This is a genomic window from Chitinophaga varians, assembly GCF_012641275.1.
In the GTDB taxonomy this organism is placed as follows: domain Bacteria; phylum Bacteroidota; class Bacteroidia; order Chitinophagales; family Chitinophagaceae; genus Chitinophaga; species Chitinophaga varians_A.
In genome coordinates, this window is the sequence record NZ_JABAIA010000001.1 from 117,779 (window position 1) to 132,140 (window position 14,362).

11 protein-coding genes are annotated in these 14,362 nt (G+C 51.0%); 6 read left to right on the forward strand and 5 right to left on the reverse strand.

Features of this window, described 5'->3' with window-relative positions:
* Positions 1-148: 148 nt before the first annotated feature.
* The 4 genes from HGH92_RS00445 to HGH92_RS00460 form a co-directional block, all read right to left on the reverse strand.
* Complete coding sequence (locus HGH92_RS00445; protein ID WP_168868809.1) at positions 149-535, reverse strand: DUF3037 domain-containing protein; 387 nt, start codon at positions 533-535, stop codon at positions 149-151.
* On the reverse strand, positions 513-1,316 hold the full coding sequence (locus HGH92_RS00450; RefSeq protein WP_168868810.1) for a HipA family kinase: 804 nt from the start codon (positions 1,314-1,316) through the stop codon (positions 513-515). The genes HGH92_RS00445 and HGH92_RS00450 overlap by 23 nt, the downstream gene beginning before the upstream one ends.
* 73 nt (positions 1,317-1,389) lie before the next feature.
* A complete protein-coding gene (locus HGH92_RS00455; RefSeq protein ID WP_168868811.1) occupies positions 1,390-2,391 on the reverse strand; it encodes an HAD family hydrolase in 1,002 nt (333 codons plus the stop codon).
* The gene (locus tag HGH92_RS00460) at positions 2,388-2,933 is read right to left on the reverse strand and encodes a hypothetical protein (protein WP_168868812.1); all 546 of its coding nucleotides are present in this window, start codon (positions 2,931-2,933) and stop codon (positions 2,388-2,390) included. The genes HGH92_RS00455 and HGH92_RS00460 overlap by 4 nt, the downstream gene beginning before the upstream one ends.
* Before the next feature lie 145 nt (positions 2,934-3,078).
* On the opposite strand from HGH92_RS00460, the gene HGH92_RS00465 reads away from it, so the two are divergent.
* The 5 genes from HGH92_RS00465 (at position 3,079) to HGH92_RS00485 (ending at position 11,380) form a co-directional block, all read left to right on the forward strand.
* Entirely contained in the window at positions 3,079-3,648 is a 570-nt protein-coding gene (locus HGH92_RS00465; protein WP_168868813.1) for an RNA polymerase sigma factor, read from the forward strand.
* A 152-nt stretch (positions 3,649-3,800) separates the two neighbouring features.
* The gene (locus HGH92_RS00470; RefSeq protein WP_168868814.1) at positions 3,801-4,997 is read left to right on the forward strand and encodes a FecR family protein; all 1,197 of its coding nucleotides are present in this window, start codon (positions 3,801-3,803) and stop codon (positions 4,995-4,997) included.
* A 253-nt stretch (positions 4,998-5,250) separates the two neighbouring features.
* Complete coding sequence (locus HGH92_RS00475) at positions 5,251-8,529, forward strand: SusC/RagA family TonB-linked outer membrane protein (RefSeq protein WP_168868815.1); 3,279 nt, start codon at positions 5,251-5,253, stop codon at positions 8,527-8,529.
* Between the two features lie 28 nt (positions 8,530-8,557).
* The gene (locus HGH92_RS00480) at positions 8,558-10,195 is read left to right on the forward strand and encodes a SusD/RagB family nutrient-binding outer membrane lipoprotein (protein ID WP_168868816.1); all 1,638 of its coding nucleotides are present in this window, start codon (positions 8,558-8,560) and stop codon (positions 10,193-10,195) included.
* 237 nt (positions 10,196-10,432) lie between these two features.
* Positions 10,433-11,380 carry an endo-beta-N-acetylglucosaminidase H gene (locus tag HGH92_RS00485; RefSeq protein WP_211092500.1) on the forward strand — a complete coding sequence of 316 codons (948 nt, stop codon included), beginning with the start codon at positions 10,433-10,435 and terminating at the stop codon, positions 11,378-11,380.
* 386 nt (positions 11,381-11,766) lie between these two features.
* Here the strand turns inward: HGH92_RS00485 and HGH92_RS00490 are convergent, their stop codons facing one another.
* On the reverse strand, positions 11,767-11,997 hold the full coding sequence (locus tag HGH92_RS00490; protein WP_168868817.1) for a hypothetical protein: 231 nt from the start codon (positions 11,995-11,997) through the stop codon (positions 11,767-11,769).
* Between the two features lie 44 nt (positions 11,998-12,041).
* Between HGH92_RS00490 and HGH92_RS00495 the strand changes: the two genes are divergently transcribed.
* Positions 12,042-14,255, forward strand: coding sequence for a glycosyl hydrolase family 8 (locus HGH92_RS00495; protein ID WP_168868818.1), 2,214 nt, complete (start codon positions 12,042-12,044; stop codon positions 14,253-14,255).
* The last annotated feature ends 107 nt before the right edge of the window (positions 14,256-14,362 follow it).

The following is a 14,362-nucleotide window of genomic DNA, read 5'->3' on the forward strand; positions in this document are numbered from 1 at the left end:
AAGACGGCATCAATAATTAATCCAATTACGAATTGCGAATTACGAATTACGAATTGAGAGTCCGCTTTTGGAAAGGTTGTTAAATAACCGCTCTGTAAGTAAGCCCCAAATTCGTAATTCGTAATTCGTAATTCGTAATTCGTAATTATTATAACAGCACCAGTTGTTCATACAGGCGCTGTAACGTAGCGGCCGCATCTGTGCACAAGCCGCCATGGGTCCTTGACGTTTGCACAATAGTGCTACGGGTGGCAGTCAGCCAGCGGAAACGGGAGGCCAGGTCCAGCATACCGATAGGGCCGCCCTGCGGGCCGCCGGCACATATTTTTTCGATGGCGCACAGATATCCCGCCAGTTCGGCAATGTCAATAGCCGGACATAAGGCACGCAGCCTGGATTCATCCAGCGTATAACGCATCTGCAGGAATTTCTGTTTTTTACAGTAGAGCATGACACCTACATTGAGAAACTCTTCCCGCTCTACCCGTGGCACTACGCGTATAACGGCGTACTCATATAAGTGTTGATCTTGCATATACTGCTTCTTTTACAAAAATTTCGGAAGAGGCTACCCTCCTGGTTAAAAACTGTGCATATACTTCGCGTCTTTCCGCTGCGGAAACACCTTCCTGACCGGTCAGCCACTCTTCCGGCACCAGGTCTACAATGGTACGGATACGCTCCGGTGTAAGAATGGCCCGGAAAGCGCTGTCCACCTCGGCGATCCGGGTGGCCTGTGGCAGCAACACATGGTCTTTCACTTTAGCGAAAGGCCGGGTGGCCTGCTCTTCCCAGTTGTCCCAGGAATGATGGAAATACAGCGAAGCGCCGTGGTCTATCAGCCACAGTTCCCGGTTCCACATCAGCATATTGGTATTGCGGACGGTGCGGTCCACATTGGTGAGCAGACAGTCGAGCCATACTATTTTAGAGGCGAGGGTTTCGTCGATGGTAGTCACCACCGGATCGAAAGTAATAGCGCCGGAGAGGTAGTGCAGCGCAAGGTTCAGTCCTACGCTGGACTTTAACAGGTCCTGTATTTCCTCGTCACCTTCGTTGCGGCCATAGTCCTGGTCCAGCGAGGCAAATACGATTTCCGGCACTTTAAGGCCCAGCGCCCGGGCCACTTCCCCGCCTATCAGCTCTGCGATGAGTGCTTTTACGCCCTGACCGGCGCCTCTGAACTTCAGCACATACAGGAAACCGTCATCGGCTTCTGTAAGTGCAGGCAGGGAACCGCCTTCCCGCAGAGGGGTCACGTAGCGGGTTACCTGTACGGTCCTGAGTGAATATTGATGATTGTTTATACCTGACATAACTGTTTCCATCCTGTTGTAAGGACGGCCCAAATTAGCTCATTTTTTTCAGAATCAGGTATGGTGCGGCATTTCAGGGCGTGGGACCAACAAATATATGCTGCCAGTCGTTCTTCATGCTGATAACTCCCCAACCATAGCGGTGCGCATTGTTCAACGATTCGTTGTCATCTTCTTCATAGGCAAATTCCCTTTCTATATCATCATGATGCACCAGCAGTTGCAGGGACGGGTATTTGTTGCCCTGGCAGAAACGGAGCATGCTGACATCCCCACCGCCGCCCACATTGCCGCAGGCCAGGATAGGGCGTTTGCCGATGTAATACTGTATATTGACCGGCTTTTCCTTTTTATCGTTTAATGGATTGAGGCCTTTCAGCCGCATGATGTCATTCACACCGGCACTGTCCACATAGGTGTAATGAAACGTGGTGCCGATCACCTGCTCCGGCGGGATACCATAATATTTTTGGGAGATGGCCCGGATAAACTCTACCGTTCCTCCGGAACAGATATAGACCTTAAACTGGTTATCGCGCAGGTAGTTCAGCAGCTCCAGTTGCGGCTGATACACCAGTTGCGCTACCGGCACGCCTAATACGGGGTGTTTTACCACAGCGAAGAATTTCACCACGGCATCGTGGAAATCGGTTTCCGTCATGCCTGTATGTGTAAGGTCCATCAGGTCCAGCAGCCCTTTACGGCCAATGGTCTTAAAATACGCCCTGTTTTTCTCGAGCACGGCTTTATAGGGTTGTTTGTTGCGCAGCGCCGGAGTTTGTTTTATCAGCTGGATAATGCGGTATACTACGAACTGTTCCTGTATGACCGGTTTTTCCGCCCAGAGGGTGCCGTCATTGTCGAAAGTGGCAATACGGTCTTCCGGCGGGACATATTGAGTAGATTGTTCATTGGTGATGGTTGATACAAACCGGATAATGGATTGTTTTACCGCGCCGCTGTTCCAGGAAGGCAGCGGGTCTCCTTGTGCCTGGGCCCTGAGGGGCAGCAGTTGGATGACTATGATCAGCAGCCAGCTGCTGTCCCTGATGAGAATTCTGAATAAAGCGCTCATTTTCTTTCTTTAACGAATTTGCCGTCTTTATCGAAAAAGAGGCGTCTGAAATCATTGTCTTTTACCACCATCACTTCCCATTCCGCTTTTATTTTTTTGGGGGAGATCAACTGGTGGACTTTATCTTTTACCACCTTGTAGCCGGGATAGTGATCGGCCAGGTACATGCCGATGCTTTCCGGCAGTTTCGCGTCTATCGCTCTTTCCCGGGCCCTGATCAGGTGCCCGCTGCGATCATACAACGCTTCAATGTCCAGCTTGTCGCCGGTCATGCTGAGGGTGTAATATTCGTCCTGGAGACTGGGTTTATTCTCCTCGTCCACCTGCCAGTCCCGCTTATATAACCCTGTCGGTATCTTCATGATCTGGTTCAGACTGACATTAGGAAAACGTTTCTGGAAATCTGCCAGTATTTCCGGGGGCAGGTTCTCCTTTTTCACCCTTTCCGCTTTCAGGATGGTCTCTTCGTCCTGTGCCGCCACATATAGTGCAGGAAGTGCAAACAGCAGCAAAAGGAGCCGGAATGCCTTCAGTGTCTTCATACAAAATCATTTAAAATGTGATGAATACAGTGACTGTTTTAAGAACAGCCGGCAGTGGTAAATAGTTTAGCGGCCGCTTTTGGCCGGAAGGCCCCGATTCCGAATTGTTTCCTATATTTAGGCGGAAGAAAAAATCTGATACATATTGTCAAGGTCATCTATCCCGGATGAAAGAGAGCAACTGACAGCGATAGCAGCAGGTAACGAGGCCGCCTACACGCGCATGTTTAACGCCTACAGCCAACAGGTGTTCAACGCTGCTATGCTATATCTGAAAGACCACACCGCCGCCAGCGAAGTAGTGCAGGAGATCTTTATGAGGGTATGGTTAAAACGGGAGATGCTGGACACTGTCGATGATTTTTCCGACTATCTGTTTATACTGACCCGTAACCATATCTATGACAGCTTTCGCAGGCAGCTGGTAAAAGAGAAGGCCATGGCCTATCTCGGGATGCAGGACCCGGGCTATGCCAATGATACGGACCATGTGGTGCAGGAACACCAATACCAGCAAATACTGCATAACGCCATCGACTCGCTGCCGCCGGCGCGCAAAAAGATATATCTCGCCCGCAAACAGGGGCTGAGCAACGAAGAAATCTCCCATCAGCTTAATATCTCCGTACACACCGTTAAAAAACAATTACAACTGGCCCTGCGGTCTTTACGGTCTATTATCAAACAGCAGCTCAATCATTTCTGGATTTTTTGATTTTCGGATTTTTTGATTTGGGGAAGTTGCTGCCAGGCATCCTCCAAATCCAGAATCGTAAATCAAAAAATTTAATTTTTTTTTAACGATGGATACTCCTTTTGTTTCCATCGTTCGTCTTTATCCCTGTCACCATTTCTAAAGTCGCAATAATGACCGTCGCTGAAATCAGGCAATTACTGGAAAAATACAAGCATCAGCCGCTGAGCCCGGATGAGCTGGCACAACTGCAACAGGCAGTGGCCAGCGGTGCTTTTGAGGAGGAAATCAAGGCTGATATCCTGCATACCCTGCATGCGCAGTCAGCCCCTGAAGTGGAATGGCCGGAAGCAGAAAAGGCCGCTTTATTGCAACAGGTACTGCAAACTTCACCCTTGCAGCCTGTACGTGGCCCCTATGCCCGGAAACGCTGGACCTATGCCGCAGCAGCGGTACTGGCAGCCGGCATTATTACCAGCGTGGCGTTCCTCATGCGCCGCCCTGCCACGAAAGCGCCCATGGCCGCGGCGGTGAAATCCAATCCACTGGCGCCGGGCAGCAACAAAGCCATGCTCATACTGGCCGACAACAGCACTATTACGCTGGACAGCAATAACACCGGCGCGTTGGCCGTACAGGGCAATACACAGATCAGCAACACCAACGGCGCGCTGACCTATAAAGGCAACGGTGACAATAAACAGCCCTTGTACAATACCGTGGCCACGCCACGCGGCGGCCAATACCAGCTTACGCTGGCCGATGGCAGCAAAATATGGCTCAACGCCGCCAGCAGTATCCGTTTCCCGGCGGCATTCACCGGAAACGAGCGACTGGTAGAGATTACGGGAGAAGTGTATTTTGAAGTGGCCCAACAGGCTGACAAACCGTTCCGGGTAAAAGTCACCACGCCCGGCATGGAAGAAATGAGCATCACCGTACTGGGCACCAGTTTTAACGTAATGGCCTACGCCGATGAACAAGCGGTCCGCACCACTCTCGTGGACGGCGCAGTGAAGGTGGCCCGCGGCACCCAACAAAGCCTGCTCAAACCCGGCTATCAGGCCAGTATTGAACCTGATGGCGGCACTTTTACCACCAGTACCGCTGATGTTGAACAGGCCCTCGCCTGGAAAGAAGGTAAATTCCGCTTCCGTAACACCAACATCCGCACCATCATGCGGCAGCTTGCCCGCTGGTACGATATAGAGGTAGCTTATGACGGCAACGTGTCTGACATTGACCTCACGGGCGTGATCTCCCGCCGGGAAGATGCCGATGCCCTGCTCAAAGCCCTCGAAACCACCCAACGCATAAAATTTACAGTGGACGGGCGTACCATCACCGCCAAACCGGTGACGCCACACTAGCACTTATACCTGTAACAATTATGTAACGTTTAAAAGATTTTCATGTTATGGACACTTAATTAACTATCAACCATCATGGTAGAAAAAAACCGGACCCCGATTGCAGTCAGGGCCCGGCAAAAATGGCTACCAATTTCACGAGACAATTAGAAACTGATTATTTAAAAGCCACGAACACAAAAGTATGCAACAACTAACTACTGGCAAAGCCTGCCGGTCAGCCCGGCCTTTGCTCCGAAAATTTCTGTTGGTTATGAAATTAACTGCCACCCTTCTATTGGCTGTCACCCTTCACCTCAGTGCTAAATCGTTTTCCCAAACGGTCACCCTGAAAGGTAAAAGACTTGCCCTGTACGACGTGTTCAATAACATCAGCAAACAAACCGGCTACGAGTTTGTCTATGATGAAAAGCTACTGCAAGGCTCCGGCCCTGTCAATATGAACGTCAGCAACGCCCCGCTCACAGACGTGCTCGACAAATGCCTGAAAGGCAAACCGCTGGAATACGCGATAGTAAACAAGATCATCGTCATCAGCCCCAAACCCGCACCTGAAACAGTGTTGCAGACAGCGCCCATCAAAGGCACTGTTACCGGCGCTGACGGTAAACCGCTGTTCAACATCAGCATACAGGTGAAAGGCACCACCCGCGGCGCCATCACCAATGAACAGGGCGGGTTCTCCATCCAGGCAGGACCGAAAGATGTGCTGGTATTCAGTTCCATCGGCTATGAAACAAAAGAAATCACCGTAGGCAGCAACACCAGCCTGTCAGTAGTGCTCAGCGCCTCCAATACCCAGCTGACCGGCGTCATGGTAACGGCCCTCGGCATCAAACGCTCCGAGAAAGCCATTACCTATGCCATGCAGCAGATAAGCGGCGGAGAGCTCACCAAAGCCAAAGACCCTAACCTCATCAATACCCTCAACGGTAAAGTGGCCGGTCTTTCCATCTCCCCAAGCGCCTCCGGCGTAGGTGGTTCCGCTAAAGTGGTGCTGCGCGGCAGCAAATCCGGTATCGGCAGCAATCAGGCACTGTATGTGATTGACGGGGTGCCCATGAACAACAGCCTCACCAATCAGCCTACCAGCGTTTATGGCGGCAGCAATGCCTACGATGGCGGCGACCCGATCTCTAATATGAACCCGGAAGACATCGAAAGCATCTCCGTGCTGAAAGGCGCTTCAGCAGCTGCACTTTACGGTAGCCAGGGCGCCAACGGCGTAATCATGATCACCACCAAAAGCGGTAAATCCGGTAAGGTGCAGATCAATTTCTCTTCCGGCGTAAACCTCGCACAGGCGGCCTACAAACCGGAATTCCAGAACAACTATGGACCTGCTAATGCCGCCTCTCCGCAAAGCTGGGGCGCCAAACTCAACAGTCCCGCAGCCAACAATATGTCATCCTTCTTCCAAACAGGTCAGACCTACACCAATTCCATCAGCCTGTCTGCCGGCACGGAACAACTTCAGACTTATTTCTCTTTTGCCAATACAGCCGCCACCGGTATTGAGCCCGGCAATAAACTGGGCCGCAATAACATCAACTTCAAAGAAACAGGTCACTTCCTGAACAATAAACTCACTGTTGAAGCGGACGTGAATTATGTCACTCAAAAGATTGACAACACACCACTCTCAGGCTTTTACTTAAATCCGCTGACCGGTTTATATCTCTTTCCCCGCGGTCAGGACATCCGGCCTTTCAAAGACCAGTTTGCGATACCCGACCCCTCCCGCAACTTCCTCCCTGTACAGAATTGGACCTACCTGGAAGATATCCAGCAGAACCCCTGGTGGATCACCAACCGCAACCCCAACTCACTGAACAGGAACCGCCTGCTGCTCAATGCCAATGTGAAATATGAAATCAATTCCTGGCTCAGCGTGCAGGCCCGCGGTAGCATTGATCGTATCAACGACGTATATGAACAGAAAATGTACGCCGGCACTTACAAAGTGTTGTCTCCCGCCAATGGCGTGTACAACTACAATAACGCCACTACTACCCAGCAATATGGAGACCTGTTACTGAATTTTAATGTTCCGATCAATAAAGACTTCCGCCTTACCGGTTTGGTAGGGGGTGCGCTACGGGACCTGAAAACTTCCGGCGTGAAATTTAACTCCGCCCAAGACGGCCTGAAAATCGCCAATGTATTCGTCATACAAAACTTCAACACACTGAATCCGCTCAATTCCGGAACACTGCCGGAAAACCACGGACAATATCAGTCTCTCTTCGGTAGCGCAAACCTCTCCTTTAAAGAAATGGCCTACCTGGATTTCACCGCCCGTAACGACTGGGCCTCCAATCTGTCTTATACCCCCAGCAACAACTACTTCTATCCTTCCGTTGGCCTCAACCTGATCCTGAGCCAGATGATGGAGATGCCTAAAGCGATCAGCTTCCTGAAAGTAAGGGGTTCTTATGCAGAAGTAGGCAGCTCACCCGACCCCTACAAAAGCCATCCTGCTGATAACATCTTTGGCGTGGGTAGTGCTTCCGCCAATGTACAAACACCTTTCACAGACCTGAGACCGGAGAAAACCAAATCGCTGGAATTTGGTATGGAATGGCGGTTCTTCGATAACAGGCTGACTGCAGATGTTACCTATTACAAAACCAACAGCCATAACCAGACATTAAGCATCGAGGCGCCATGGGCTTCAGGCAACCAGACCTTTTACTTCAATGCCGGCAATATCCAGAACAAAGGCATCGAGGCAGTATTCCGCTATGATGTGTTCCGTGGTGGTAAATTCCAGTGGAATACCGGTATCAACTACTCTGTCAATGACAACCGCATTGTGGAACTGGCAGAAACCAATCCGGAGTTTGTGCTGAGCGGCGCTTCCGGCGCCAACTTCGTGTCCAAGTTCAAAGTAGGTGGTTCCTTCGGCGATATTTATGGCACCGTGTTACAACGCGATGAACAAGGACGTATCAAAATCGATGATAAAGGTTCGCCGATCAAACAAGGCGGCGATTTTGTATACCTGGGCAATGCCAATCCGAAATGGCAGCTGGGCTGGAACAACAATCTCTCTTACGGCGATTTCACCCTGTCTTTCCTGATAGATGGTAAATTCGGCGGCCAGGTCATGTCTGTGACACAGTCAGTGATGGACCAGTACGGCGTGTCCAAAGCCACCGGCGATGCACGCGATGCAGGAGGCGTAGCGGTGAATGGCGTTGGCCCTGACCAGAAAGCCGTTACCAGCGTAGATCCCCAGAAATGGTACAGCACCATCGGCGGCCGCGAAGCCGTGTCCGGCGAATACATGTACAGCGCCACCGTGGTACGCCTGCGTGAGCTGTCGCTCGGCTACACCGTTCCCGTAAAAAACAGCTGGATGAAAGCGCTGCGTTTCTCCCTCACCGGCCGTAACCTGATCTACTTCTACAAAAAAGCACCATACGATCCGGAAATGACCATGTCTACCGCCAACGGCCTGTCCGGTGTAGACATCTTCATGCCACCGGCCACCCGCAACTACGGCCTGACGCTGAACGCCACTTTCTAATCTATGCTTCCACCGTAAAACTGAAAACATGAAACGTATCAATATATTTTCCGGCAAATACCGCCTCCCGGCCATCGCAGCAGGACTGCTGCTGGCGATGAGCGCCTGCACCAAAAACTTTGAACTGTACAATACGGACAACACCGGCATTCCTAACGGTATGCTGGAAGCAGACTTCTATAACCTCAGTTACCTGAAGACTGCCACCATGGCTATCTACAACTTCTCCGGCGGTGGCGATCCCAACTCTTTCCAGTTACAACAAAACCTGAACGCCGACTGCTTCTCCGGCTACATGGCCTCTGCCACGCCTTTCAATGGCGGCAGGAACAACCTGAGTTATTTTATGATGACCGGCTGGAACGGTGAAACCTTTAAAGCCGGATACCTGAGCGTGATGGGGCAACTGGCCAAACTGCGCCAGTCTAATATCCCGAAAGATTTCCCGGCTGTATGGGCCGTGGCACAGATCGTGCAGGTGACCGCCATGAGCCGCGTAACTGACGTGTATGGCCCTATTCCCTACAGCAAGGCCGGCACCAGTAAAACCAGCATTGAGTATGACAGCCAGCAGGACGTATACGCCCGCTTCTTCAAAGAGCTGGACACTGCCAATACCACGCTCCGCGATTTTATTGCCAGCGGTAAAACGCTGCCCTTTAAATTCGGTGACTTTGACCTGGTATACAATGCCAACTTTACCAAATGGCTGCAGTTCAGCAATTCGCTTCGCTTACGTTTAGCCATGCATGTTATCAAGGCTGACCCGGCGCTCGCCAAAGCTGAAGCAGAGAAAGCCCTGGACCCTGCCAAAGGCGGCGTTATCACCAGCAACGACGGTAACATGACAGTAAGGATTCCCGGTGCCGGCTATACGAACCCGCTGATATTTATTGCCAAGAACTGGAACGATATCCAGATCAACGCGTCTTTACAATGTTACCTGACTGGCTACAAAGACCCGCGCCTCAGCAAGTACATGTCGAAGTCTACCGACGCCGCTATCCCTACACAATACATCGGTATCCGCCTGGGCAGCGTCACCAGCGCTAACGCCAAGAGTGATTATGTGGGCTACTCAGCCATCAACTATACGGGCGACGATGCGTTTACCCTCAATACCCCGGTACAGCTGATGACCGCTGCGGAAGTGTATTTCCTCCGGGCAGAGGCAGCGCTGAACAATTTCGCCAATGCCGGCGGTACCGTGCAAACGCTGTATGAACAGGGCATCAACACCTCCCTCGATCAGTGGCATGCAGCCGATGCCAATTACATCAACAACAGCGTGAACACACCGGACAAATACATAGACCCGAAAAATGCGCTGAACAACATCGACACGCCTACGCACATTACCGTGAAGTGGGTGGAAACCGCTACCCCGGCAGAAAAGCAGGAACGTATCAGCACCCAGAAATGGCTGGCCATGTTCCCTGAAGGCCAGGAAGCGTGGACAGAGTTCCGCCGTACAGGGTATCCCAAACTGTTCCCGGTAGCCAACAACAACAGCGGTGGCACCATCAGCTCCACCCTGCAGGTGAGAAGACTCCCCTTCCCGCAGAATGAATATAACACCAACAATGCAGCTGTCACCAAAGCCATCGGTTTACTCAGCAAGCCGGAAGATAACGGCGGCACCCCGCTCTGGTGGGACAAACGATGACGTGATAGCGACGTGGTAATGATATCGCAGGATAACAGTGTAGTTTGGTCATGATGTAATCATCATCGTACACTCTAAAAATTTGATGCTCCTGATGAGCAAAGCGCAGTCATACAAAAAAGCATTTTCTGCTTAGCGCCCGGCTTGTTCCGCGCCATCCCCGTAAATGATCCGCGCAGCTCACTGCTCATCAGGAGCATCAGTTATCATCATATCAATCACCGTTAAAATTTACGTATGAAAAAACAATTCCGCGTATGGTCATCCATGCTGATGCTGACCTCCTGTTCAACCCTTCTGTTCATGGCATCCTGTAAAAAAGACGGGGCCGTACCCGACAATCAGCAAACCAAAACTGGACCCACGGTGGAAACCGTCACTAAAGCAGGTGGTAAATCTGTCTGCTATGTAGAAGTCAACAGCAACAGCCTGCTCAATACCGGTAAGTATACCCTTACCACCGGCGGACAGCAACTGTTTGACATTGCCATCATTTTTGCAGCGAACATCAATTACAACACCACCACCGGCAAGGCCGTACTGTACAACAACCCGAACGTGACCAATGTACTGGTCAACAAAGCCACACAGATCGTTCCGCTGCAAAACAAAGGCATGAAAGTATTATTATCTATCCTTGGAAACCATCAGGGCGCCGGCTTCTGTAACTTCACCAGCCGTGCAGCTGCCAAAGCATTCGCCCAGCAGTTGGCCGATACCGCCAACTACTACGGCCTGGATGGTATTGATTTCGACGATGAATATGCCGACTATGGCAACAATGGCCTGCCGCAACCCAATGACAGTTCTTTTGTAATGCTCCTCGATGAGCTGCGGAAACTGATGCCGACCAAGATCATCTCGTTTTATTACTATGGCCCGGCAGCTTCCCGTCTTTCCTGGGGCGGGAAAAAGGCAGGTGATTTTGTTAACTACAGCTGGAACGCCATCTATGGCTCGTATTCCGTGCCTAATGTGGCCGGACTGCCCAAGTCCAACCTCGGTCCTGCTGCGGTAGATATTCAGGCTACCAGTCAAAGTACAGCTAATTCGCTGGCCACACAAACCAAAAACAATGGTTATGGCGTGTACCTGTGGTACAATCTCACCAGTACCGATAAACATGTGTATTTCTCCGGTGTGTCCAACATCCTTTATGGCAGCAGCGTAACCTATACGCCCTGATGCCCTGTTTACAATTGTCTTGAGGATACGGGCTGACTATTTTTGGTCAGCCCTGTTTTATGCCGGCAGGCCACGTAATTTTTTTTCTCCCTAACCCTGTCATTATCAATCCCATCCATCCGGAGGGCTTATTATTTCAGTCTCTCACTTGACAAATTCAAAAAAAATCATTTATCTTAACATTATAGTGCAATCGATTGATTGAAGTAAACTGACTATAGGCGGGACTATTATACGGAAAAAGATAACCATTTATGAAAACGATTGCATTATAGCAGCACTGTAAGCACAAAAAGGAGAACACAGCAGCAGCCCGGCAAAACCCGACGAAGACCCTCTTGTAGCAACAACGAAACTCAAACAAAAATATCAGGTAATACAGCCACCTACAACGATATAAAACACTGTACCAGCGCGGAAACTATGACAAGACGGAAACACAGTACTGAGATATCGCCTGTAATCACCTGAAAAATATACAATAATGAAAACGGAGACAACGCCTGCAACCAGGCGATGCCCCACTGTACCGAAACGGAGATGATGTAATGGAAACCTGTAGCCGGACGGAAACCACTGTGCCCGGACACTTTTAACGGAAACAAACTATGTAGCATACCAAAATCTTTTCTTTAATCACTCACCCCTAAAACAAACCCTTATGACCAAACATTTATTGTTTTTGTTGGCCGGTCTGTTGAACGTAGCCGGTTTTTGCGCGCAGGCACAAAACAAGCCTTTCCCGCAAGCCATCAGCTATCCTAACTGTATCAAGCCCAACAACGTTACCCAGGCTGCCATGAACGCCAGCGTGGCCAGCTATTACGATTACTGGAAAGCCACCTATCTGAAGAACAATCTTACTTCATTGCCGGGTGGCTACTATGTAAAAGGCGAAATCACCGGTAACCCGGACGGCTACAAAGCACTGGGCTCCTCAGAAGGACAAGGCTATGGCATGGTGATCGTGGCCCTGATGGCCGGCCATGACCCCAACGCACAAACGATTTTTAATGGCCTGTTCAAGACCGCACGGGCATTTCACAGCTCGGAAAACCCTAAGCTGATGGGCTGGGTGGTGGCCGATGCCGCCAGCGCGCAGGGACATTTCGGCTCCGCCACCGATGGCGACATCGATATTGCCTACGCACTGATCCTGGCACACTACCAGTGGGGCTCCAACGGCGCCATTAACTACCTCGCAGAAGCCAAAGACATGATCAACAACGGACTGAAAGTAAGTTATGTGACGACCAACAAACGCCTCAGTCTCAGCGATTCCGATTCCAAATCCACGTACGACACCCGTCCGTCTGACTGGATGATGGACCACATGCGGGCCTTCTACCAGGAAACAGGCGACGCCACCTGGACTTCCGTGATCAACAACCTCTATAGCGTATACTCCCAATTCTCCGCCACTTATTCCTCCACCACCGGCCTTATCTCTGACTTCGTGGTAAAAAATCCACCGGAACCGGCCCCTCAGAATTTCCTGGACGAGTACCCGGAAACCAACGAATACAACTACAACGCCTGCCGCGTACCCCTCCGCATTGTGATGGACTACGCCATGTACGGCAACAGCAACGCACTGACCATCACCAACAAAATGGTGAACTGGGTGAAAACAAAAACCAACAACAATCCCACTGCTATCGTAGACGGTTATAAACTGAACGGCAGCAACCGTGGTTCCGGCCAGGAAGCCGTATTCATCGGGCCTTTTGTGGCCGCTTCCGTGGTGAGCAGCAACAACCAGGCTTTCCTCAACGCCGGCTGGAACTGGTTAAAATCCGCCAAAAGCGGCTATTACAGTGACTCTTACGGACTGCTTTGCCAGCTCTTCATCTCCGGCAACTGGTGGATACCCGGCAACTCCGGCCCTGTTAACCAACCGCCTACCGTGAGCATCACCGCACCGGCTAACAATACCGCCTATACGGCGCCGGCCAGTGTAACCATCAACGCTGATGCTGCCGACAGCGACGGCACCGTGAAAAAAGTGGAGTTCTTCAACGGCAGCACCAAACTGGGCGAAGACACCACCAGCCCCTACTCTTACACCTGGAACAATGTGGCCGCCGGTAGCTATGCCCTTACCGCCAAAGCCACCGATAACGGCAACAACAGCACCACCTCTTCCACCGTTAACATCACCGTGGCCGCCACGCCCGGTTGCAACCCGGTAGAAGCCAGCGGCGACGATGGCAACGTGGCCGCCAATGTACTAGACAATGATTTTAACACCCGCTGGTCTGCCAGTGGTGAACAATATATACAATTCTGCCTCGGCACCGCACAAACCGTTACCGGCGTAGACATCGCCTTCTATAAAGGCGACAGCCGAAAAGCGAAATTCGATATCCTCGTCAGCAGCAACGGCACCAGCTGGACCACCGTAGCGGCCAACAAAGTCAGCAGCGGCACCTCCACTGCCTTCGAATCCTTTAATTTCACCGCAGTAACGGCCAAGTATGTACGAATTACAGGACATGGCAATGATGTCAACGCATGGAACAGTTACACCGAAGTGAAAGTTAAAACGCAGGCCGCACTGGCAGCCACTTCTGCGGCTATCTTCAACCCCGTGAACGATGCGCCGTCAAAAGCCGGCAAACTTAACGTGGACGCCTACCCTGTTCCTTTCCGGGAAGACCTGCATGTTACCTATACGCTCGATAAAGCCGGCATCGCCAGCCTGATTGTATACAACCTCGCCGGTCAGCCGGTAGCGGTACTGGTCAACGGGCAGCAGTCCGCCGGCACCCACCAGGCCGTTTTCCATGGCGGCCGTCAACCCGGTGGTGTGTATATTATCAAACTGGTACAGGACAATAATATAGCGGTTAAAAGGATTGTGAAAGAACAATAAGTCCATTTAAGGATTTTTTGATTTTCCGGATGATAAAAAAAGCGAAGACCAAAGCAAGTAATTACTTGCTTTGGTCTTCGCTTTTATTCGCAAATTCAAAAAATCGC